The organism is Clostridium paridis (genome assembly GCF_016765615.1).
Taxonomy (GTDB): Bacteria; Bacillota; Clostridia; order Clostridiales; family Clostridiaceae; genus Clostridium_T; species Clostridium_T paridis.
In genome coordinates, this window is the sequence record NZ_JAESWA010000024.1 from 40,339 (window position 1) to 64,099 (window position 23,761).

Genomic DNA, 23,761 nt, shown 5'->3' on the forward strand with positions numbered 1-23,761 from the left:
CCTCCTTGATAACTTAATTATTTTATATATTGTTATACATATTAAACATGGGTAACATTATGGAAATTATTATAAATCCTATTACAACTCCCATTACTACAATAAGCAGAGGTTCTAACATAGCAGTGGCTCTTTGTACTGCCGTTTCTAACTCTTCATCATAGAAATCTGCTGTTTTATTTAAAATATCATCTAAAGACCCTGACTCTTCTCCAATCATAATCATGGAAGAAAGCATAGGTGGAAATATATTACTTTCGCTTATGGAGTTAGCTAAGCCTTCCCCTTTTATTACTGATTCTCTAACCTTATTTAGGATTTCTTCTGCAACCTTGTTGCCAACTACACTTGAAACTACCTCAAGAGCTTGTACCAAAGTTACACCGCTTGATAGCAAGGTAGACAAAGTCCTAGTAAATCTAGAAACAATAATTTTTTGGTTTAGTGTTTTCAAGATTGGCAAAGACAATTTTATTTTACTTGAGGTTAATTGTCCTGCTTCACTTCTAAAATAGGATCTTATTAAAAATCCAATAATTGTAACTATAAAAATTATAATCAATCCATAACTTCTTAATCCGCCACTAATAGCTAATAAAATCTTTGTTGGTGTAGGCAGTTCTGCTCCGCTTTGAGTAAATAGATCTATAAATGTTGGCATAATAAACGTTAGCAATACCACAACAACTACTACCGCAACAACACTTAGTACTGCAGGATAAATCATGGCTGATTTAACTTTATTATTTATTTTGTTTTCTTTTTCGTAGTGAGTGGACATTCTTAAAAATACACTATCAAGATTACCACTTACTTCACCTGTTTCTATCATACTTACTAGCAAATTAGGGAAAATGTTGCCTTGCATTTTCATTGCCTCTGATAAAGTTTGGCCCTTTTTAACTTCCTCTTCTATATTTCCAACGCTTTCTTTCAATTTTTTGTTAGTTAGCTGCATGGATAATATATGTAATGATCTATTTATTGTTACTCCAGCATTTAACATTGTATAAAATTGTCTGCAAAATACTGCTATATCCTTGGTTTTTACCTTTTCAAAAGAAAATAATTGAATTTTAGTGCCTTCCTGTATTTCTTCTACAAGTAAAGGATAATAATTATTTGCACTAATCATATTTATAACTTCATCTTCTGACTCTGCTTTATATGTTCCTTGAAGCCTCTCCCCTTTTTGGTTCATGGCTTTATACCTATAATTGGGCACTTTATCTCCTCCCTTATTCCTTAAAGAAAGCTATCGTTGCCAATTCTTCTATGGTGGTTATCCCATCAAGAACAAGTTCTTTACATGCTTCACTTAATGTTCTCATTCCATTTTTTATAGATAAGTCCATAAGGAGATTTGAATCTCTAGAGTTAAGAATTAAATCTCTATGTTCTCTTGTTATCTCCATTATTTCATATATTCCAACTCTTCCTACATAGCCTGTCCCATTACAAAAGCCGCAACCTTTTCCTTTATATAGGGTTACAGATTCATCATTATGTTCACCTAGAATAGTCTTTTCATAAAGAGATGCTTCATATTCTTCTTTGCAATTAGGACAAATCTTTTTAACTAGTCTTTGTGCTATTACTCCTGCTAAAGACGTAGCAACTAGATATGGTTTTACTCCCATATCCACTAATCTCAATATTGAAGAAGGCGCATCATTAGTGTGTAGTGTGCTTAACACTAAATGGCCTGTAATAGCTGATCTAACTGCAATTTCAGCAGTTTCACTATCTCTAATTTCACCAATCATAATAACATCTGGATCTTGTCTTAATATGGATCTCAGACCACTGGCAAAGGTTAATCCAGCTTTGCTATGAACATTAACTTGATTAATTCCTTTTAAGGTATACTCCACTGGATCTTCTACAGTTACAATGTTCAAATCACCAGTATTTAATTCATTTAGAACCGTATATAAGGTTGTAGATTTTCCACTACCTGTAGGTCCTGTAACAAGAACTATTCCATGGGGTGATTTAGTTATTCTCTCTAGAGTTTCTAAATCTTTTTCTCCAAGTCCTAGTTTTTCTTTTCCAATTTGATAACTATCTCTATCTAATATTCTAATAACTATTTTTTCTCCAGATACTACTGGCAAAATAGATACTCTTAAATCTAGATTTTTCTTCCCTACTTTAGTTATTATTCTTCCATCTTGAGGTACTCTTTTTTCTGCTATATTTAAGTTTGCAAGTATCTTTATTCTTGTAACTAGTGCAGCTTGACTTTCAACTTGTAAATTATTAATTGTTCTTAGTTGTCCATCAATTCTATATCTTATTCTTATTTCATCCTCAAAGGGTTCAATATGAATATCTGATGCCCTCATTTCAATAGCATTTTTGAATAGATAATCTATCATTTTTACTACTGGAGCATTTCTTATATCATCTAATTCCTCTTCAACATGTTCCTGTATTTCTTTAGCAACTATTTTTTCTTTGGAAAGTTCTTCTGCTGCCTTTATAACTTTCTGACCAGAATACAGCATTTCGATATGTTTCTTTATTTGCTCTCTTGTACAAATATATGATTCTACTTCAAAACCTGAGGATATGGATACATCATCTATCGCAAATATATTAAGTGGATCCCACATGGCAATTAAAATTTTATTATCTTTAAAACCAAATGGTATTAATTCATGTTTAATACAAACACTTTCTGGAATGGCTTTAAGTGCTCTTTTATCAAAAGAAGTGATATTTAGATTAATACGAGTAATTCCAGTCTGCTTTTCTAACACTTCCATAATATCTTCAGCTGTAACCATTGCTGATTCTATCAATATTTCGCCAATTTTCTTCCCTGTTATCTTTTGTTTCCTAAGGGCTTCATGTAATTGAGGTACTGTAATTTTCCCAAATTCCACTAGCATATCCCCTAAGCGTCTCTTAATTACTCCATCCATCGTATCTCCCTCTAAAACCTTAGATATACTAAATTGTCCTACCTAGTGTCATAAATTCAGTATATCTTTATAATTTAAATTAATCAATAAAAAAAATGTGACATTTCTTGGGACTTGTCAACATTTTTCTTCAAATTTATATACTATTATTAAACTTTAGATTTAATATAATTTTACAAATAATTTTATTAATTTAAATTCAAAAAATTCATATACCAAGAGATAATTTCATTACCTAAAAATAATGAAATCATCGCTCCAATAAACAAGAAAGGTCCAAATGCTATTGCATCTCTTTTAGTTTTCTTTTTAAAAATAATTAGAGTTCCTCCAACTATTCCTCCTATTATAAAGGATAGAAGAAGTGTTAAAATCATGTTTTGCCATCCTAGAAAGATACCACATATAGCAGCTATCTCTATATCTCCTTCTCCCATTCCACCAGCAACAAACACTATTCCCCCAATAACTACTACCCCAATAATCAGTCCTATTATATAAGGCCAAATGTCTACATTTAAATATATTTTTTCTATTAACGTTATAATAATTCCAATAGCTATACATGAATATGTTGTTACAGAATAAACATCTTGCGTATTAAGATCAATTACAGCTATTACAATTAAAAACACAATCATTATAAAATACTTAAGCGCAAAAATTGTCAAACCATATTCTTTAAAGACGAAATAAAACATTATTCCTGTAAATAATTCTAATATAGGATATTTAATAGAAATCTTTTCTCCACAGCTTCTACATTTACCGCCTAAAAATATATAACTTATTACAGGTATTAAATCATATGCTTTAATTTCTGTTGAACAATTTGTACAATGTGATGGAGGATATGCAATTGATTCTCCTAAAGGTATTCTATATATGCACACATTCAAAAAGCTTCCAATAGTTAGTCCAATTATAAATATTAATATTCCCATTTTTTCTCCCATCACTTTTTAGTTAAATTTGAATCTATATTAATTATAATATTTTTATACAACATTTCATATATATGTAAATAATTTTTTCTTAATTTATTCTCGTTTGAAGATGTCTGCTTCTGGACATTTTCAAACGAGAGTAAGTTAATAGTTGAACTTAAAATCCTATAGCTTAATTATATAATTATCCCCAATATATAATTAACTTGTTGCTACTGATATTGTCCCATCTCCTCCAATGGTAAAATCTCTCTCCTCATTAAGAATTGCCTGACATTGTGAGAGTTTTAAAGATTCAATCATTTTTGTATCTTTTGCAAAATCAACTCTCTCATCCGCTGCTATGTATGCATCAAAATCACTAACAAGGGTATCTGAAGGAATAGGTGAATTATTCTTAGCATTATACATCTCTGCATTTGTCACTACTGTTCTAACTTGTGATAGTACCTTTACTTTTTTTGCTTGATTCATATACTTCGATACTCTAGGAACTAAAGCTACAGCTAAAATTCCTATTATAGCCATTACAGCTACAACCTCAATTAATGTGAAGCCTTTTCTCTTTCTTCTTTTCAATACTGTATACCTCCTTTCTAAAACATTGTCTAAAGCATTGCCATAAAAGCTCAATTCTAATCAAGCTAAAATTTTTCTTAACTTATTTTACAAAACAATAAAGGAAGGTATTCCAAAGATACCTTCCTTTATAAGTAAAAATATTATATTTTTAGTACATTCCATCCATTCCCATACCTGCAGGATTAGGCATTGGTGGATTTTTTTCTGGAATATCTACTACAGCTGCTTCTGTAGTTAAGAATGTAGATGCTACTGATGCTGCATTTTGAAGTGCACTTCTTGTAACCTTAGTTGGATCTACAATACCAGCTTTAAGCATGTTAGTGTATTCTCCATTTAATGCATCATATCCTATTCCAGCTTCACTATTTTTAACTTTTTCTATTATAACTGAACCTTCAACCCCTGCATTAGCTGCAATTTGTCTCATTGGTTCTTCTAAAGCTCTAACAATTATGTTTATACCAACCTGGCTATCAGCAACTTCTGATGTTAATGCTGCAACCTTGCCCATAACATTAACATAAGCTGTTCCACCACCTGGTACTATTCCTTCTTCAACTGCTGCTTTAGTTGCTGCTAAAGCATCTTCAATTCTAAGTTTTCTTTCTTTTAATTCTGTTTCTGTAGCTGCACCAACTTTAATAACCGCTACTCCACCAGCAAGTTTAGCCAATCTTTCTTGTAACTTTTCTCTATCAAAATCTGAAGATGTTTCTTCTATTTGACTCTTTATTTGACCAATTCTAGCCTGTATTTCCTCTTTATTTCCTCTTCCATTTACAATAACAGTATTATCTTTAGATATCTTAACACTTTCTGCTTGACCAAGCATATCTAATGTTGTTTCTTTTAAGTCTCTTCCTAATTCTTCTGATACAACTGTTCCTCCAGTTAATACTGCTATATCTTGAAGCATATCCTTTCTTCTATCACCAAATCCTGGTGCCTTAACAGCTACACATGTAAATGTACCTTTTAACTTATTTACAATTAGGGTAGCCATTGCTTCACCCTCGATATCCTCAGCAACAATCAATAACTTTCTTCCAGTTTGAACGATTTGCTCTAATACAGGAAGTATTTCTTGAATATTTGTTATCTTTTTATCAGTTATTAAAATATATGGATTCTCTAGAACTGCTTCCATCTTTTCTGTATCTGTTACCATATAAGCAGAAACATATCCTCTATCAAATTGCATACCTTCAACTACGTCTAATTCAGTACCCATTGATTTAGATTCTTCGACAGTAATTACTCCTTCATTTCCAACCTTATCCATTGCATCAGATATTAATGTACCTATTGTTTCATCTCCAGCTGAAATTGCAGCTACTCTTGCAATGTCTTCTTTGCCGTTTACAGGCTTAGAAATATTCTGAATTTCTTCAACTGCCTTATCTACAGCTAATTTTATACCATTTCTAATAAGCATTGGATTAGCGCCTGCAGTTACATTCTTTAATCCTTCTCTAATTATTGCTTGTGCTAATAAAGTAGCTGTAGTGGTTCCATCTCCTGCTACATCGTTAGTCTTTGTAGATACTTCTTTAACTAGTTGAGCTCCCATATTTTCATATGGATCTTCTAATTCTATTTCTCTAGCTATAGTAACTCCATCATTTGTAATTAACGGAGTACCGAATTTCTTATCTAAAACTACATTTCTTCCCTTAGGTCCTAAAGTAACCTTTACAGTATCAGCTAGTTTATCAACACCAGCTTGCATAGATCTTCTAGCTTCTTCACCAAATATAATTGTCTTAGCCATTTTATTACCTCCTTATTATTCTACTATTGCTAAAATGTCATCTTGCTTTAATATTGTGTACTCTTCTCCATCAAGTTTAACTTCTGTACCCGCATATTTAGAGAATAATACTTTATCCCCAACCTTAACTTCCATAGGGATTCTGTTGCCATCTACTACTGCTCCAGGTCCTACTGCTACTACCTCTGCTTCTTGTGGCTTTTCTTTAGCAGTTCCTGTTAATACTATTCCGCTTTTTGTTTTTTCTTCTGCTTCTAATCTTTTAATTACTACTCTGTCTCCAAGTGGTTTAACTCTCATTACAACCCCTCCTTAATTTATATTAATTAATATTTATCAAATTGTTAGCACTCATTTAGGTAGAGTGCTAATACAATTATTATAATAAATAAATAATCCTTTAATTTCAAATTAAATAGTTCTTTTTATATGCTATATATTAGCCAAAATATAGGATTATTTCAAAATATTTAGCGTTTTCTCTAAAATGCTATTATTTTCTATATAAATCAATCCCCTTCAAAAATCATAATATCTTCATACCTTATATATCCTAAATATATAAAAAATCGTCAATGTGATTATGCAGGATACTAATTGTATTTTTAGCTAGCATTTATATTCTACATATAATAAAATATTATTTAAGCCTAGATAAAATAAAGGTTTTAAATTAAAACCATTTGTTATTATTAACAAAAAGGAGTAACTATATAATGAAAATATCAAAATCTTCTTCAATTTATACAATTTTGAAACAATGGCTATTTTATATATGCTATTTTATCTTTTCTATTACTTTAGCCTTTAAGGTAATTATAAATCTCACTCCCTTTTATAAACTATTAATGAATATCTATAATATACCAAGTCTGGTGTCTATGAATGCCCAAAATATTTATTCTGATTTTACAGAATTAATGAAATATCTGAGAAGCTATAAGCTTTTAGATTTTCCATTAAAATATTTTAAGTATTCCCCTGAAGGTAAGTTTCACTTCGAGGAAGTAAGAATTTTATTTTTAAAAATGGATATACTTTTTTGGATAAGCTTAATAGTCATAATTATATTTATATACTTCTATAGAAAAAATATAAAAGACTTGTTTTCAAGATATACCAAATTCTTAATTACATTACTTATTCTTTGTGGGTTTATTGCTTTACCAATAATAATTAATTTTTCATGGTCTTTTGAAAAATTCCACAAAATATTTTTTAACAATAACGATTGGCTATTCGATCCTGTAACTGACCCAATAATCAATGCGTTGCCAGAAGAAGTTTTTTCAAGTTATCTTATAGCTATTGTAGCTATTTTCTTTATGCTTTTACTAATTCCACAATTAATTAAGCATTTTTCATCAAAGAATAAAAGATTGTCATAAGACTATAACTTATTTAAAAGTCCTCAATACATTTATTGAGGACTAATTTATTATCATTATTTATTATTATTTAATTGCTTCATTTATTAATAAATCATTTTTCAAATCTCTTATAACATCAATATTATTACTAGCACCTAAAAGCATCCAAAATAAAGGTGCCACATTTATAACACTTATATTAAAGAAGCTTTGAACCAAATATCCAACTATAGTAATTCCAAACAGGAAACTCACTTCATTTTTAAATATGTTTCTTAAGTTATCATTAATTACTAATATTAAGAACAACAAATATGCTAAAAGCGCTGGAATTCCCATAGTAGAACTTATTTGCAGAAATTCATTATGAGCTTTATCTATAACTGAATTATGTTCTTGAATCCATACAATACCTTCATTCTTAAACTCTTTCTCAATTACATATTTAAGAGTATCAGGTCCACTACCTAAAAGTGGATGTGCCTTAGTAATTTTAATGGCTAAATCCCATATATAAATTCTCCCTGAGCCAGAATATTCACTTATGGTTCCTGCATCTTTAGCAAACTGCTCTCCTCTACCCGTTATCGAACCGCCAGTACTGATATTTATTACAACTGTAACTACGGTAAAAATCATCAATATTATACCTATTCTTTTTAGATAACTTTTATTATTTTTTCTAATAACATATATTAATCCTATTAATGAATATATCAAGAATGCTAACCATCCACTTCTTGTTAGTGTGCATAGTAACGATGAAAATAAAATTGTCGCTGCAACTAAAAATTTCATCCTCCCTTTTAAAATATATAATCCTAATATAATCGGAAGAAATAGAGTAATATACGTGGAAAGAAAATTTCTATTACCTTGAGTTCCTATAGAATTATTATTTATTAGGGCATGATAAGTATCTTTAGGAATTGGATCTATATCATAATATTGAAATATGCTATAAATAGCTATAATTATCGCTACTACTGTAATAAATCCAATTGCTTTTTTATCTATAATTAAATATCTTTTGGCTGTATAGTAGATAATCCCATAGAATATTATCATTATTAACCCTTCATACCGTACCTCATTGCCTAAAACTGAAATAATAATATCCATTGAAAAAAATGTACTGATTAATACAAATAATATAAAGAACATTAACGTTACATCTTTTTTATCAATAATTAATTTCTTTCTGTTAAGAAACAAAATCATAATTAATAAAGGACACATAACATATAAAAATATTGTTTTAGGTAAATAATAGCTGTCATCTCCATAAGGATACATAATAAGTGGCATTATTCCTGCAATTAATGTTAGAATCAATGTTGCTTCTTTTTTATACATTTTGGCCTCCTTCTTTTTAGAATTATCAAACTCTAAATTTCTTTATATTACTATATTATATTGGTACTTTTTTCAAAAATAAAGAGCCTGCATACACAAGCTCTTATTATTATAAACTATCTTTCAAGATTTATATCATGAAATCCTTCTATCTTATCATTTGCAAGAACTGCTTTTTTAGTTCCTGCTGCATTTAATTTATTAAATACAGCTTTTGCTCTCATTGGAGCAATCATTCTTCCAGCTCCATTTATACATCCACCTTGACACATCATACCTTCAATAAAGTTCCCGTCTAGTCTTCCGGCTTTAGCTAATGTCATAGTCTTCTTTAAATCTGCTCCACCACTAACTTTAACTGGCTTAAACGCAATTTCTATTCCTTTATCAGTAACAAAATTTTCAATAGCTGCTGTAAGCCCTCCAACTACTCCAAACCCTCTTCCAAAAATTGAAGCATCATCAACTTGATTATCTTCACATTCATCAGGATATATTTCAAAGGCATCTAGTAAAGCATATAACTCTTCAAAGGTCAAAACATAATCAACTGCATCTGAAATAGATTCCTTAACAGCCTCACTTTTCTTTGCTGTACAAGGTCCTATAAATACAACCTTTGCCTCTGGATCATTTGCTTTTATATATCTACCAGTTGCTATCATTGGTGAAACTGTTCCAGATATCCTATCAACTTGATCTGGGAATTTCTTTTCTATGTATCCTAAGAAACCTGGACAACAAGAGTTAGTCATATACTTATCTCCATTTTCCATTCTTTCCACAAATTCATTTGACTCATGCACAGTAACAGCATCTGCACCACAAGCAGCTTCTACCATATCTTCGAATCCTAATTTTTTAATAGCACTCTTAATTTGTCCATAAGTAACCTTCATTCCAAATTGACCAGATATTGCTGGTGCCACTACTGCATACATCTTTCTTTTCTTAGCCAATCTCTTTGCTACTGGAACTATCAAACTCTTATCTGAAATTGCACCAAAAGGACATGCTGACATACATGCACCGCAATTCACACAATCTTCTTCATTAATCATAGCTCTTCTATCCTCAGTATTTACCATTAATGCTCCAGTAGGACATGATACCTTACATGGTCTCATTACTTCTGAAATGGCATTGTATGGACAAGCTGTTTTACACATACCACATTCTTTACAGGTTTCTTGATTTATGTAAGCTCTACCCCCAACAATAGATATTGAGTTTACTGCACAAGCTTCAAGACATCTATGTGCCAAGCAATTTCTACATTGATCTGTTACTGTAAACCTATTTATTGGACATCTATCACAAGCTGCTTCTATAACATACACAATTTGTTCATTTGGTCTAATGTCTATAAGTTCTCCATCCACTTTGTCCCCATCAGCTAAAAAACCTGCTGCTAATTTAGCTCTTTCTGAAACAATTGCTCTTTCCTTATATACACAACATCTATATCTTGGTGTACTATCAGTTATTATTTCATATGGAATTTTATCTAATTCTTCTTTATTAAGTCTATCCTCTTTAGCTAGCACTGCAACACTTTTTAATACTTCATGTTTTAATTTACTTAGTTGAGTTTCAAATTGGAACATATTTAGACCTCCTAATATAAATATACATACCTTAACAATTATACCATATTTTTTTGTTAAATTAATAACAATCCTCATGATATTAAGTTTTTTCATAAAGTGCCATTTTATTGCCTATTATTTTATCTTTTTACCTAATGTTATCCTTTTCTTATTTCATATTATTAAAAATAGGCAATGGTAAATATACAATATATATATCGACTCATTGCCTAAACTACTTAATCAATTTTAATTTTATTTTCTCTAGCATAATAAAATAAATATTGTTGAGCAAATCCAGATAGCTTTCCGAATTTATTTCTACCAAATACCCTTATCTTTGGCAACGATACATCAGGTGCTAAATAGAAATGCTGCATTGCTCTTTTTACCCATACATCTACCGGAAACGCTGAATATTTTTTCATTGAGAATAGCATGATGCAATCTGCTACCTTTGCACCTACACCCTTAAATTTTTGCAATTCACTATGACACTCATCATCCTCTAAATAAGTTATCCTTTCTAAGGAAAATTCATTATCTCTATTTCCTTTGGCTTCATTTAATTTAATTAGTGTATCATATATGTACTTACTTCTAAAAGAAGCTCCTGTTTCTACTATTTCTTCTAAAGAAGCTTTACTAAATTCTTCAATTGTAGGGAAGGCAAAATATTTCTTTCCTTTGTAATCTAACTCCTTACCCCATCTTTCTGAAATTCTTCTTATTGTTTTCATTATTATTGGAATTGAATTCCTTGCAGAAATAATAAAGCTTATTAATATTTCATATGGATCTTGATTCAAAAGTCTTATTCCATATCCATATTCTACAGCTTTTTTTAAGAGTTCATCCTTTGATAATTCAACTTTTATCATAGAATAGTCTCTTTCTAAATCAAAGTAATCTAGCCAGATATTTTCAAAGTCCTCTTTACTGGTATTTAAAATTAATACATCAGTTCCTCTTTGTTCTAACTCTATTACTCTCTCATGCGCTATTACTATGTAATTGTCCTCATTAATTTTTTCCCATCTAAAGCATTGACCGCACTCAATTGTTTGCTTTACATTAAAATTCTTACATCCAACTAATTTTACACTATTCTCAGAGTATTCTATTCTTTCGAAATCCATATTTCTCCTCCTGCTTTTATAATTATATCTATGAATATATTACCATAAATTTTCGAATTTGAATAATTGTTATTTTTTAATATGAATTATACGTTACTAAATAAGAGAATTAACCTTTTAATGACATTTTCATTTAAGGTTAATTCTCTTACTTATTTTAACTATATTCACTATTATATATACTAAGATTTAATCTATATTTTGAAGCATTTGGTTTATTCCTTTTGCTGCCTTTTTCCCTGCTTCCATAGCAAGAATTACAGTTGCTGCACCTGTTACAGCATCGCCACCCGCATAAACCCTTTCTCTTGTTGTTCTGCCAGTCTCATCTTGAATTACTATGCATTTTCTTTTATTGATTTCTAATCCTTTCGTAGTTGATGATATTAATGGATTTGGAGAGGTTCCTAGAGACATTATTACAGTATCCATCGGGAAAACCATCTCTAAACCTGGAATCTCAACAGGTTTTCTCCTTCCTGATTCATCTGGCTCTCCCAACTTCATTCTTATACACTTTATACCCGTTACCCATCCACTTTCATCTTGTAATATCTCTATTGGATTTGTAAGTAAATTAAATATTACCCCTTCCTCTTTTGCATGCTGCACCTCTTCTAATCTTGCCGGAAGTTCTTCTTCGCTTCTTCTATATATTACATGAACTTCTGCTCCTAACCTTAATGCTGTCCTAGCTGCATCCATGGCTACATTTCCTCCGCCTACTACTGCTACTCGTTTCCCCATTTTTATCGGAGTATTATATCCTTCTTTAAATGCCTTCATCAAGTTATTTCTTGTTAAAAACTCATTAGCCGAAAACACTCCATTTGCATTTTCTCCAGGTATACCCATAAACTTAGGTAGTCCCGCACCTGAACCAATAAATACAGCATCAAAGCCTTCTTCACTTAGTAATCCATCAATTGTTATAGTTCTTCCTACTACTACATTTGTTTCGATCTCTACCCCTAATCTTTTGACATTTTCAACTTCATATTTAACAACAGTGTCCTTAGGTAATCTAAATTCTGGTATCCCATAAACCAAAACCCCTCCAGGCTCATGAAGTCCTTCGAATATTTTTACGTCATATCCCATTTTAGCTAAGTCTCCAGCACAAGTAAGTCCAGCAGGTCCTGACCCTATAACTGCTACCCTCTTGCCGTTTCTACTTATAACGTTTGATAACCTTATATTATTCTCTCTAACGTAATCAGCCACAAATCGTTCAAGTTTACCAATTGCTACAGCTTCTCCTTTTATTCCTAACACACACTGTTCCTCACACTGGCTTTCTTGTGGGCATACCCTTCCGCAAATTGCAGGCAATGATGAATCTTCAGATATTATTTCTAAGGCTCCTTTTATATCTCCTTCTTTTAACTTAGCAATAAAACCTGGAATATTTATTGAAACTGGACATTTTACTACACATCTAGGAGACTTACAACTTAAACATCTTGATGCCTCTTTTCGTGCCTCATCTTCAGTATATCCTAAGCAGACTTCTTCAAAGTTTGCTCTCCTTATCTTTGGATCTTGCTCTGATATTGGTATTCTCTTCATTCTATCCATTATTCTTCACAGCTACATCCATTTGCATGATGAGTTTCTCCTTCTTCTTTCTTTAATTGAATCCTTCCTTCTTCTGTTTTATACATAGTTTGTCTTCTCAATGCTTCATCAAAATTAACTAAATGACCATCAAATTCTGGACCATCTACACATGCAAACTTAATTTCTTTCCCTACAGTAACCCTGCACGCTCCACACATTCCAGTTCCATCAACCATTATAGGATTTAAACTAACTATTGTTTTTATATCTAATTCTTTGGTCAATATACATACAAATTTCATCATTATCATTGGTCCTATAGCCACAACTAAATCGTATTTCTTCCCTTGATTTATAACCAAATCTTTTAATACTTCTGTAACTAAACCTTTATATCCATAAGAACCATCATCTGTTGCTATATAGAGATTGCCAGCTACCTCCTTCATCTCTTCCTCTAGTATTAAAATATCTTTATTTTTTGCTCCTACGATTACATCTGCTTTTACCCCTTTTGAGTTTAACCACTTCACTTGTGGATATACTGGTGCTGCCCCAACACCACCTGCTACAAATACTATCTTTCTATCCTTTAAGACTTCCATTTTTTCATTAACTAGCTCTGATGGAACACCAAGAGGACCAAGAAAATCATGAAAAAAATCACCCTCTTCATACTTTGCCATTCTTCTTGTTGACTCACCTATGGTTTGAAACACAATTGTTACTGAGTTGGCATTAGCATTATAGTCACAGATAGTAAGCGGGATTCTTTCCCCTTTTTCATCTAATTTAACTATAACAAATTGTCCAGGTTTTGCTGATTTCGCAACCCTTGGAGCTTCAATATCCATTAAATAAAGATTATCTGCTAATATTCTTTTCTTTAAGATCTTAAACATTCATATTCCTCCAAAAACTCATGTTAGTAAGTTATCTTTTAGATAGTTATTTACTATAAAAATAGCTTGAGATTATCTCAAGCTATTGTTTTTCTGCTAAAAATCCACTTTAGTACCATAGTAAGTACACTTAAATAATTTTTCCATTTCTTCTTTTGTTATACTTCTTGGGTTTGATCCAGTACAAGCATCTCCAACAGCTCTTTCAGCTATCATTGCAACCTTTGAATTAAATTCCTCTTCATTAACACCATATTCTTTAAGGGTTAATGGTATATTCATTTTACTATTTAAATCCCTAATTAATTCAGTTAATGAATCCACTAGTTCTTCATTGGTGTCACCAGCTAGTCCAATTCTTTTAGCGATAAAAGCATATCTATCTAAAGCTATTTTCTTATTATAATCAATTACATAAGGTAGATATATAGCATTAGCACACCCATGAGGAATGTGGAATACTGCCCCTGTCTTATGAGCCATAGAATGAGTTATTCCAAGTAATGCATTTGTAAATGCCATACCTGCTAAACATTGAGCATAATGCATTTGTTCTCTTGCACTATTATCTTCTTCATATGACTTTAATAAATACTCATTTATCATTTCTATAGCCTGTAATGCTAATGGATCTGAAAATGGAGAATTTAGTGTTGCAACATATGCTTCAATTGCATGCGTAAGTGCATCCATTCCAGTATGTGCTGTTAAAGTCTTAGGCATAGTTTCAGCTAATTCCGAATCAACAATTGCTATATCTGGAGTTATGTTATAGTCTGCAAGAGGATATTTAATCTCAGTTTTATAATCAGTTATTACTGAAAAAGCTGTAACTTCTGTTGCTGTGCCTGAAGTCGAAGGAATAGCTAAAAATTTTGCTTTATTTCTTAATTCAGGTACAGTAAACGGATTCTTTATATCATCAAATGTTTTTTCTGGATGTTCATAAAATATCCACATAGCTTTTGCTGCATCTATAGGCGATCCCCCACCCATGGATATAATCCAATCTGGGTTATATTCTCTCATAATTTCAGCACCCTTAAGAACAGTTTCTACTGATGGATCTGGTTCAACTCCCTCAATTAATTTTGTCTCAATACCAGCTTCATTTAGGTATCCTATGGCCTTGTCTAAAAAGCCAAACTTTTTCATTGAACTTCCACCTACAACCATTACTGCCTTTTTACCTTTAAGTGTTTTTAAATACTCCATTGAGCCTTTTCCAAAGTATAAGTCTCTTGGTAAAGTAAATCTGTTCATAAATCCATCCTCCTAATCAATAAGCTTTTTATTGAATATTTTCTAATATTTACCATAACATAATTTTACCACTTTGTCTGTTATTTAACAATGATTTAATATTAATTTTCTGATCATTTGAAATTTTCTATTTCTATAATCATTTTCTTTAAATTCTGTTATAATATGTCTTATATACTACATTTAAGGGGGCTATTTAATGTATTTAGAAAAAATCAAAAAGGCAAGGGAATCTATTAAAGATGTGGTTATAAAAACACCAATTATATATAGTGATGTTTTTTCAAAAGAAACCAATAATCAAATTTATATGAAATGTGAAAATCTTCAACTAACAGGAGCTTATAAAATAAGAGGTGCTCTTAATAAAATAAGAAGTTTATCTCCTGAACAAAAAGCAAAGGGTGTTGTTTGTTCTTCTGCTGGTAATCATGCTCAAGGAGTTGCTTACGCTTCAAGTCTCGAAGGAATCAAATCTAAGATTGTAATGCCTAAAACCACACCACTAATAAAGATTCAATCTACGAAAGATTTTGGAGGAGAGGTAATTCTTTCTGGTAATGTTTATGATGATGCTTATAATGAGGCTAAAAGAATCGAAAAAGAAGAAGGTTTATTTTTCTTACATCCTTTCAATGATGAAGATGTTATATTTGGACAAGGTACTATTGCCTTAGAAATTTTTGAAGATATAAAAGACTTAGATATTATATTATGTCCTATCGGAGGCGGTGGACTAATTTCAGGTGTTTCTCTAGCAGCTAAAGAAATTAATCCAAATATTAAAATAATAGGGGTTCAAGCTGAAGGTGCAAACGCAATGGAGCAATCTTTTAAAACTGGCACCTTGGTTAATTTATCAAAGGTTAATACCATTGCAGATGGTATTGCGGTTAAATGTCCTGGAGATCTTACATATAGTTTTATAAAAGATTATGTAGATGATATTGTTACTGTAAGTGACGGAGAACTTACTGAAAGTTTTCTAATTTTATCTGAAAAGCACAAATTATTAGCGGAACCATCTGGTGTAGCATCTTTAGCTGCTGCTAAGAAACTTAATGTTAAAGGCAAAAAAATTCTTTCTATAATTAGCGGAGGGAACATTGATATGGTTACAATCTCCTCTCTTATTAATTCAGGATTGGTTTCTAGAGGGCGTCTATTCTGCTTCTCTGTTGAATTGCCAGATGTACCTGGTGAACTTTTAGAAATATCTAGAATACTAAGTTCAGTAAATGCTAATGTAATAGAGCTTAATCATAATCAATTTAAAGCTTTTGATAGATTAAAGAATGTTGTTCTTGAAGTTACAGTTGAAACTAATGGACACACTCATATTGATACGATTAAGGCAGAGCTTAAGAATAGTGGATATGAAATAACTCAAGTTTATTAATATTATTTAATAATTGCAAAAAACTCTAGCAACTTTTATAGTTACTAGAGTTTTTTTGGATTTATATATAGTGGTAAATTGTAAGCAAATTAAGCATTGTAGTTGAAGAATCCTCTTCCACTCTTTCTTCCTAACCATCCAGCTCTTACATATTTTCTTAATAATGAATGAGCTCTGTACTTTGTATCACCAGTTTCAGTGTAAAGTACATCCATGATAGCTAGACAAACATCAAGACCTATAAGATCTCCTAATGCTAAAGGTCCCATTGGGTGATTAGCACCTAATTTCATAGCAGTATCTATATCTTCAGCTGAAGCTACACCTTCTGCTAATATTCCAACTGCTTCGTTTATCATTGGTATTAATATTCTATTAACTACGAATCCTGGAGCTTCTGCAACTTCTACAGGTTCTTTACCAATAGCTACTGATACTTCTTTAACTGCTTCAAAAGTTTCATTTGAAGTAGCCATTCCTCTTATAATTTCAACAAGCTTCATAATTGGAGCTGGATTAAAGAAGTGCATTCCTATAACTTTATCTGGTCTCTTTGTAGCTGCTGCTACTTCTGTAATTGAAAGAGATGATGTATTTGAAGCTAATATAGTTTCTGGTTTACATATAGAATCTAATTCAGCGAATATTTCTCTTTTAATTTTCATGTTTTCAACTGCTGCTTCAACTACTAAATCACAATCTGCAGCTGCATTTAAATCAGTTGTTCCTGAAATTCTTGAAAGGATTGCATCCTTTTCTTCTTCTGTTATTTTTCCTTTAGCAGCTAATTTTTCAACATTTTTTTGAATTCCTGCTAATCCTCTGTCAACGAATTCATCTTTAATATCTCTTACTATAACTTCGAATCCTTTTTGAGCAAATGCTTGAACGATACCTGCTCCCATAGTTCCTGCACCAAGTACAAAAATCTTTTCCATAATACTAACCTCCAAAAATTTTTTATTTTAAAATTTTTAATAGGGGATTATTAGGATTCTTAATCTAGAACCCTAATTCCCCTTACAATTATATTATTCCCTAATATTATGCGTTTTCTTTTAGTGCTTTAACTTGAGCTGTTAACTCAGGAAGTACTTTAGTTAAATCTCCTACAATAGCATAATCAGCTACTTGCATAATTGGAGCACTAGCATCCTTGTTAATAGCTATTATTAAATCTGATTCTTGCATACCAGCAACGTGTTGAATAGCTCCTGAAATACCACAAGCTATGTAGATTGATGGTCTTACAGTTTTTCCTGTTTGACCTACTTGAAGGTCCTTATCAATCCATCCTTTTTCTATTGCTGCTCTTGAAGCTGCAACTGTTCCATCTAAAGCTTCAGCTAATTCTTGAAGAAGTTTGAAGTTTTCTTCACTTCCTACTCCTCTACCACCAGCTACGATGAATTCAGCTTCACTTATATCAACTATATCTTTCTTTTCTTTTACTATTTTAACTACTTTAGTTCTAACGTCAGCTTCAGTTAATTTAACTTCAACTGTTTCTATTTCAGCTTTGTTTCCAGCTGTTTCGATCTTTGAGAAAACTCCTGGTCTAACAGTAGCCATTTGTGGTCTGTGATCTTGACAAGCTATTGTAGCCATTAAGTTACCACCAAATGCTGGTCTTGTAGCTAAAAGGAATTTACCTTCTGCATCTATATCTAAAGAAGTACAGTCAGCAGTTAATCCTGTTGTAAGTCTAGCTGCAACTCTTGGACCTAAGTCTCTTCCTATGAAAGTAGCTCCTATGAATAATATTTCTGGCTTTCTTTCGTTAGCTAAGTCACAAATAACTTTTGTATATCCATCAGTTGTGTAATGCTCTAATAATGCATCTTCTGCAACTAAAACTCTATCAGCTCCATGAGTTCCTAGTTCTTCAGCTAATCCTGAAACGTTGCTTCCGATTAATAATGCAGTAAGCTCTACTCCAAGTTTATCTGCAATTTTTCTTCCTTCTCCTAATAATTCAAGAGAAACTTTTTGAAGTTCTCCTTCTCTTTGTTCAGCAAAAACCCAAACGCCTTTGTAATCTGCTATATTACTCATTATCTTTACCTCCTAATATTAGATGTAGTGTTTTTCTTTTAACTTAGATATTACGTAACTTGCTGCTTCTTTTGCTGGCTTATCAACTACTTCTCCAGCTCCCTTAGTTTCTTTTGTCATAGACTTCTTAACCTTGGTTGGAGATCCTTTTAAACCAAGCTCAGCTTTATCTACATCTATATCGTCAGCTGACCAAACTTTTATTTCTGCATCCTTTGTATCAAAGATGTTTCTAACGTTCATATATCTTGGGTTATTTAATTCTTTTATTGCAGTTAATAAAACTGGAGCTTTAACTTCAACTAGTTCGTATCCATCTTCTAATGCTCTGTTTATTACTAGTTTATCTCCTTCAACTTTAACATCTTGAACATATGTTATTTGAGGAATATTTAAGTGTTCAGCAATTTCTGGTCCTACTTGAGCAGTATCTCCATCGATTGCTTGTCTTCCAGCAAATATTATATCATATTCTAATTTCTTTATTGCTCCTGCTAATGCTTTTGAAGTAGCTAGTGTATCAGAACCTGCAAATGCTCTATCAGTTATAAGTATAGCTTCATCAGCTCCCATACTTAAAGCTTCTCTTAAAGCATCTTTAGCTTGTGGAGGTCCCATACTTACTATAGTAACTGTTGCTCCTAAGTTTTCTTTTAATACTAATGCTTCTTCTAATGCATGTTTATCCTCTGGATTTATGATTGAAGGAACTCCATCTCTTATAAGTGTTCCTGTCTTTGGATCTATTCTTACAGCTGTTGTATCTGGAACTTGCTTTAAACAAACTACTATTTTCATATTAATTAGCCCTCCCTAAATTACTTTAAAAGACTTCCTGAGATAACCATTTTTTGAACTTCTGAAGTACCTTCATAAATTTCAGTTATCTTAGCGTCTCTCATTAGTCTTTCTACTGGATATTCTTTAGTATATCCGTATCCACCAAAGATTTGTACAGCTTTAGTAGTAACTTCCATAGCTACATCAGCAGCAAATAATTTTGCTCTTGCAGCTTCTAAAGTGTATGGAAGTCCTTGATCTTTAGTCCATGCAGCTTTATAAACTAATTGTCTAGCTGCTTGTACTTTAACATCCATTTCAGCTATATACCATTGTAAACCTTGGAATGCAGCTATTGGTCTTCCGAATTGTTTTCTTTCTTTCATGTAAGCTATTGCTTCATCTAAAGCTCCTTGAGCTAATCCTAAAGCTTGTGCAGCTATACCAATTCTTCCTCCATCAAGAGTTTTCATTGCTATACCAAAGCCTTTACCTTCAGCTCCTAATAAGTTTTCTTTTGGAACTATACAGTTTTCCATAATTAATTCTGTAGTTGAAGATGCTCTAATACCCATTTTGTTTTCAAGTTTTCCAATTGAGAAACCTGGGAAGTCTTTTTCAACTATGAAAGCTGATATTCCTTTAGTTCCTTTACTTCTATCAGTCATAGCAAATATTATGAAAGTCTCAGCAACTCCACCATTTGTTATGAATATTTTAGAACCATTTAATATATAGTTATCTCCATCTAATACAGCTACAGTTTGTTGTCCTGCTGCATCTGTTCCTGCTCCTGGTTCAGTTAAACCAAATGCACCTATCTTTTCACCTTTAGCTAATGCTGGAAGATATTTTTCTTTTTGAGCTGGAGTACCAAATTGATCAACTACTGATGCACATAAAGATGTGTGAGCTGAAACTATAACTCCATGAGTTCCGCATACTTTTGATAATTCTTCAACAGTCATGATGTAAGATACAGTATCTCCACCAGCTCCGCCGTATTCTTTCTTAAAAGGAATACCTAACATTCCTAATTTAGCCATTTTCTTTACATTGTCCATTGGAAATTCTTCAGTTTCATCAATTTCCCCTGCTATAGGCTTTACTTCGTTTAAAGCAAATTCTCTTACCATTTGTCTTACTAGTTCTTGTTCCTTTGTTAATGCAAAATCCATTATTTTACCTCCTTATTAATCCCCTAATTATTTATTTTGGAAGTTCTTAGCTCTTCTTTCAATGAAAGCGCCCATTCCTTCTTTTTGGTCTTCAGTTGAGAAACATTTTCCAAAGTCTTCTGCTTCAACTAATATTGCTTGATCCATGTCAACTTGTGTTCCTCTATTTATAGCATCCTTACATAGCTTAACAGCTATAGGAGCATTTTCAGCTATTTTATTAGCAAGTGTTAAAGCTTCTTCCATTAGATTTTCTAGTGGAACTACTTTATTTACTAGACCTATTCTTAAAGCTTCATCAGCCTTAATAATGTCTCCTGTATATATTAATTCTTTAGCTTTTCCAAGTCCAACTATTCTAGGTAATCTTTGAGTACCTCCAAAGCCTGGAGTGATTCCTAAACCAACTTCTGGTTGAGCAAATTTAGCTTTTTCCGATGCAATTCTTATATCACATGCCATAGCTAATTCACATCCGCCACCTAAGGCAAATCCTGATATAGCAGCTATTACTGGCTTATCCAAATTCTCTAATCTTCTGAAAACATTGTTTCCTAAAATACCGAATTCTTTTCCTTGTTCTTCTGTTAAATCCTTCATTTCAGCTATGTCAGCACCAGCTACAAATGATTTGTCTCCTGCTCCAGTTAATATTACTGCGTATAGGTCTTTGTCTTTTTCTAATTCTGCTATAACAGTGTCTAAATCCTTTAATGTTTCTGAATTTAATGCATTTAAAGCTTTAGGTCTGTTAATTGTTACAATAGCAACCTTCTCTTTTTTTTCAAGAGTGACATTTTTTAATTCCATGGTGGCAATCCTCCTTAAAATCAACCTACAAGTTTAACTCTTTTTTTGACATATTTTTTAAAATCTAATTAATTTTCTTTGTAATTTCATGAATATTTTTTAAATCTTTGTTAATAATATAACAATTACAGTCAAAAAAATAAGTGAAGTTTGTAACTCCACTTACGATTATAATAGATTGTTAAATTCTTTGCAATATTTTTATGGTATATTTCACTATAATTTAATAATATATTGTGAAACTTTAATCTATATATCATTACTCTCTTGTATATCAAGGATTAATCCTATTTTTATCAAACATTCTAAATTATCCGTTTCAAAAAGATAAGATTCAAATTTAGGAATCTATTTACAAATAATAAAAACATAGGGACGTTTTGCTTGCACTTACAAACAAAACGTCCCTATGTATTAGAATTACTCTAATATACTATTCTTCTTTTTGGTTTAATAAATAAACTAAAGTCATAACACTTTCACTTAAATGAACATTTTCTACAGTCATACCTTCAGGTACATTTAAATCCACTGGAGCAAAGTTCCAAATCCCTTTTACTCCACCTTGAACTAATTCATCACAAACCTTTTGAGCATTTAATTTTGGAACACAAATAACTCCTATGTCAATGTGATTATTTTTCAAGAAACTTTGTAAGTCATCAATATCTTGAATCTCAATATCTCTTATTCTTATTCCAATAAGCTTAGGATTAGCATCAAAAATCCCAACTAGATTAAATCCAGCTTTATCAAATCTATAATTGGCTATTGCCTGACCAATATTACCTGCACCAACTATTATAGTATTATATTTTTTATTCAATCCTAATATAGAACTTATTTGTGAATGAAGTTCTCTTACATTGTAGCCATAGCCTTGCTGTCCAAAGTCTCCAAAGCAGTTTAGGTCCTGTCTTATTTGTGAAGCAGTAAATCCTATTTTCTCACTTAGTTCTTTTGAACTTATTCTATCTACATCATTCTTTAAAAGTTCTCCTAAATATCTATGGTATTTAGGAAGTCTTTTTATAACTGCCATTGATATATTTTTCTTTTTCTCCATGTCTGCACCTCTTTCATTAATCTCTATATTGAAAGTTAAATACAAATTTGATATACCAATCTTCATAATTAAATTTATATTTTACTGTGTAAAAACTTAGAATAACTAAGCTTTTAATTAAATTTATGTATCGAAGTAGTATAGCTTAAAATATGTAAATTATAAAAATCAACCTAACTTAAATATTTTAACATAAAATTCACTTTTTTTCTATATGTTAATAGGAATATAAAACCCATTAAATTAGATACCCAATGGGTTTTTATGGCAATAATTTTTGCTACGATATTATTATATAACACTTCTTGTTGAGAATAAAATATTTAATAAACTTAATTTACTACTATTTATAAGTTTTTTCGCCATATATTCTGTTGATATACCTATCATAAAGAGGTATAATATGTAAAAAGATATTTGGAGGTGTAATTATGTTTAGTGCTAAACTTTTAGATGCATTAAATCATCAAGTTAATTATGAATTTTACTCATCTTATTCATATCTTTCTATGGCTGCCTATTGTGAATCTATCGATTTACCAGGTTTCTCAAACTTCTTTCGAGTTCAAGCTCAAGAAGAACTTTTTCATGCCATGAAATTTTTTGATTACATACAACAAAAAAATGGCGAAATAATATTAGAAAAAATTGATCAGCCAACCATAAAATTTGAAAGTGTATCTCATGTTTTTGAAACTGCCTTTGAACATGAACAAATAGTAACAAAGAAGATATATAACCTAGCAGATATAGCTACAGAAGAAAGAGAACATGCTACTTTAAGCCTATTAAAATGGTTTATTGATGAGCAAGTTGAGGAAGAAAATACTTTCGATACCCTTTTGAAAAAACTAAAAAGAGCTAAAGATAATCCAGCTGCACTATATCTATTAGATGATGAACTTGCAAAAAGAGTATATACTCCACCAACTGCTACTAATTAAATCAAATAATGATAATTATAAAGAAACTCATATTTTTTTGAGTTTCTTTTTTTATATTAATGTATAAAAAAATAGGACTTATATATACTGAAATTCAGCCCTATACAAGTCCTTATA

Annotated in this window: 21 protein-coding genes; 3 read left to right on the forward strand and 18 right to left on the reverse strand. The window is 31.3% G+C overall.

The window, feature by feature from the left end; translation table 11 throughout:
* Positions 1 to 22: 22 nt before the first annotated feature.
* The 6 genes from JK634_RS16375 to groES form a co-directional block, all read right to left on the reverse strand.
* Positions 23 to 1,225: a type II secretion system F family protein gene (locus JK634_RS16375; RefSeq protein ID WP_202768803.1), complete on the reverse strand. Its 1,203-nt coding sequence runs from the start codon at positions 1,223 to 1,225 to the stop codon at positions 23 to 25.
* Between the two features lie 13 nt (positions 1,226 to 1,238).
* Complete coding sequence (locus tag JK634_RS16380; protein ID WP_202768804.1) at positions 1,239 to 2,930, reverse strand: GspE/PulE family protein; 1,692 nt, start codon at positions 2,928 to 2,930, stop codon at positions 1,239 to 1,241.
* 188 nt (positions 2,931 to 3,118) lie between these two features.
* Positions 3,119 to 3,874, reverse strand: a complete 756-nt coding sequence (locus JK634_RS16385) for a prepilin peptidase (protein ID WP_202768805.1) — start codon at positions 3,872 to 3,874, stop codon at positions 3,119 to 3,121.
* 204 nt (positions 3,875 to 4,078) lie between these two features.
* Positions 4,079 to 4,456 carry a type II secretion system protein gene (locus JK634_RS16390; RefSeq protein ID WP_202768806.1) on the reverse strand — a complete coding sequence of 126 codons (378 nt, stop codon included), beginning with the start codon at positions 4,454 to 4,456 and terminating at the stop codon, positions 4,079 to 4,081.
* 151 nt (positions 4,457 to 4,607) lie between these two features.
* Positions 4,608 to 6,233 (reverse strand): chaperonin GroEL, encoded by a 1,626-nt coding sequence (groL, locus tag JK634_RS16395; RefSeq protein ID WP_202768807.1) that lies wholly within the window; start codon positions 6,231 to 6,233, stop codon positions 4,608 to 4,610.
* Between the two features lie 15 nt (positions 6,234 to 6,248).
* A complete protein-coding gene (gene groES, locus JK634_RS16400) occupies positions 6,249 to 6,533 on the reverse strand; it encodes a co-chaperone GroES (protein WP_202768808.1) in 285 nt (94 codons plus the stop codon).
* Positions 6,534 to 6,949: 416 nt separating this feature from the next.
* On the opposite strand from groES, the gene JK634_RS16405 reads away from it, so the two are divergent.
* Positions 6,950 to 7,621 carry a TIGR01906 family membrane protein gene (locus JK634_RS16405; protein ID WP_202768809.1) on the forward strand — a complete coding sequence of 224 codons (672 nt, stop codon included), beginning with the start codon at positions 6,950 to 6,952 and terminating at the stop codon, positions 7,619 to 7,621.
* 66 nt (positions 7,622 to 7,687) lie between these two features.
* On the opposite strand, the gene JK634_RS16410 is transcribed toward JK634_RS16405, so the two are convergent.
* The 6 genes from JK634_RS16410 to JK634_RS16435 all read right to left on the reverse strand — a co-directional run bounded on the left by JK634_RS16410 (position 7,688) and on the right by JK634_RS16435 (position 15,412).
* Positions 7,688 to 8,959, reverse strand: a complete 1,272-nt coding sequence (locus JK634_RS16410; RefSeq protein WP_202768810.1) for an O-antigen ligase family protein — start codon at positions 8,957 to 8,959, stop codon at positions 7,688 to 7,690.
* Between the two features lie 116 nt (positions 8,960 to 9,075).
* Positions 9,076 to 10,566, reverse strand: a complete 1,491-nt coding sequence (locus JK634_RS16415) for a 4Fe-4S dicluster domain-containing protein (protein WP_202768811.1) — start codon at positions 10,564 to 10,566, stop codon at positions 9,076 to 9,078.
* Between the two features lie 221 nt (positions 10,567 to 10,787).
* The gene (locus JK634_RS16420) at positions 10,788 to 11,687 is read right to left on the reverse strand and encodes a DNA-3-methyladenine glycosylase family protein (protein ID WP_202768812.1); all 900 of its coding nucleotides are present in this window, start codon (positions 11,685 to 11,687) and stop codon (positions 10,788 to 10,790) included.
* Between the two features lie 189 nt (positions 11,688 to 11,876).
* Complete coding sequence (gene gltA, locus JK634_RS16425; protein ID WP_202768813.1) at positions 11,877 to 13,265, reverse strand: NADPH-dependent glutamate synthase; 1,389 nt, start codon at positions 13,263 to 13,265, stop codon at positions 11,877 to 11,879.
* Positions 13,265 to 14,149 (reverse strand): sulfide/dihydroorotate dehydrogenase-like FAD/NAD-binding protein, encoded by an 885-nt coding sequence (locus JK634_RS16430; protein WP_202768814.1) that lies wholly within the window; start codon positions 14,147 to 14,149, stop codon positions 13,265 to 13,267. The genes gltA and JK634_RS16430 overlap by 1 nt, the downstream gene beginning before the upstream one ends.
* A 96-nt stretch (positions 14,150 to 14,245) precedes the next feature.
* Positions 14,246 to 15,412 carry an NADPH-dependent butanol dehydrogenase gene (locus JK634_RS16435; protein WP_202768815.1) on the reverse strand — a complete coding sequence of 389 codons (1,167 nt, stop codon included), beginning with the start codon at positions 15,410 to 15,412 and terminating at the stop codon, positions 14,246 to 14,248.
* Between the two features lie 199 nt (positions 15,413 to 15,611).
* Here JK634_RS16435 and ilvA point away from each other — a divergent pair, with 199 nt between their 5' ends.
* Positions 15,612 to 16,811 (forward strand): threonine ammonia-lyase, encoded by a 1,200-nt coding sequence (gene ilvA, locus JK634_RS16440; RefSeq protein WP_202768816.1) that lies wholly within the window; start codon positions 15,612 to 15,614, stop codon positions 16,809 to 16,811.
* 89 nt (positions 16,812 to 16,900) lie between these two features.
* Here ilvA and JK634_RS16445 read toward each other — a convergent pair whose 3' ends face one another.
* The 6 genes from JK634_RS16445 to JK634_RS16470 all read right to left on the reverse strand — a co-directional run bounded on the left by JK634_RS16445 (position 16,901) and on the right by JK634_RS16470 (position 22,700).
* Entirely contained in the window at positions 16,901 to 17,749 is an 849-nt protein-coding gene (locus tag JK634_RS16445; RefSeq protein WP_202768817.1) for a 3-hydroxybutyryl-CoA dehydrogenase, read from the reverse strand.
* A 106-nt stretch (positions 17,750 to 17,855) separates the two neighbouring features.
* On the reverse strand, positions 17,856 to 18,866 hold the full coding sequence (locus tag JK634_RS16450) for an electron transfer flavoprotein subunit alpha/FixB family protein (protein WP_202768818.1): 1,011 nt from the start codon (positions 18,864 to 18,866) through the stop codon (positions 17,856 to 17,858).
* A gap of 18 nt (positions 18,867 to 18,884) precedes the next feature.
* Positions 18,885 to 19,664 carry an electron transfer flavoprotein subunit beta/FixA family protein gene (locus tag JK634_RS16455; RefSeq protein WP_202768819.1) on the reverse strand — a complete coding sequence of 260 codons (780 nt, stop codon included), beginning with the start codon at positions 19,662 to 19,664 and terminating at the stop codon, positions 18,885 to 18,887.
* A 20-nt stretch (positions 19,665 to 19,684) separates the two neighbouring features.
* Positions 19,685 to 20,824, reverse strand: coding sequence for an acyl-CoA dehydrogenase (locus tag JK634_RS16460; RefSeq protein WP_202768820.1), 1,140 nt, complete (start codon positions 20,822 to 20,824; stop codon positions 19,685 to 19,687).
* A 27-nt stretch (positions 20,825 to 20,851) separates the two neighbouring features.
* Positions 20,852 to 21,634: a short-chain-enoyl-CoA hydratase gene (locus JK634_RS16465; protein ID WP_202768821.1), complete on the reverse strand. Its 783-nt coding sequence runs from the start codon at positions 21,632 to 21,634 to the stop codon at positions 20,852 to 20,854.
* A 433-nt stretch (positions 21,635 to 22,067) separates the two neighbouring features.
* Positions 22,068 to 22,700, reverse strand: coding sequence for a redox-sensing transcriptional repressor Rex (locus JK634_RS16470; protein WP_202768930.1), 633 nt, complete (start codon positions 22,698 to 22,700; stop codon positions 22,068 to 22,070).
* A 431-nt stretch (positions 22,701 to 23,131) separates the two neighbouring features.
* Here JK634_RS16470 and JK634_RS16475 point away from each other — a divergent pair, with 431 nt between their 5' ends.
* A complete protein-coding gene (locus JK634_RS16475; RefSeq protein ID WP_202768822.1) occupies positions 23,132 to 23,644 on the forward strand; it encodes a ferritin in 513 nt (170 codons plus the stop codon).
* Positions 23,645 to 23,761: the final 117 nt, after the last annotated feature.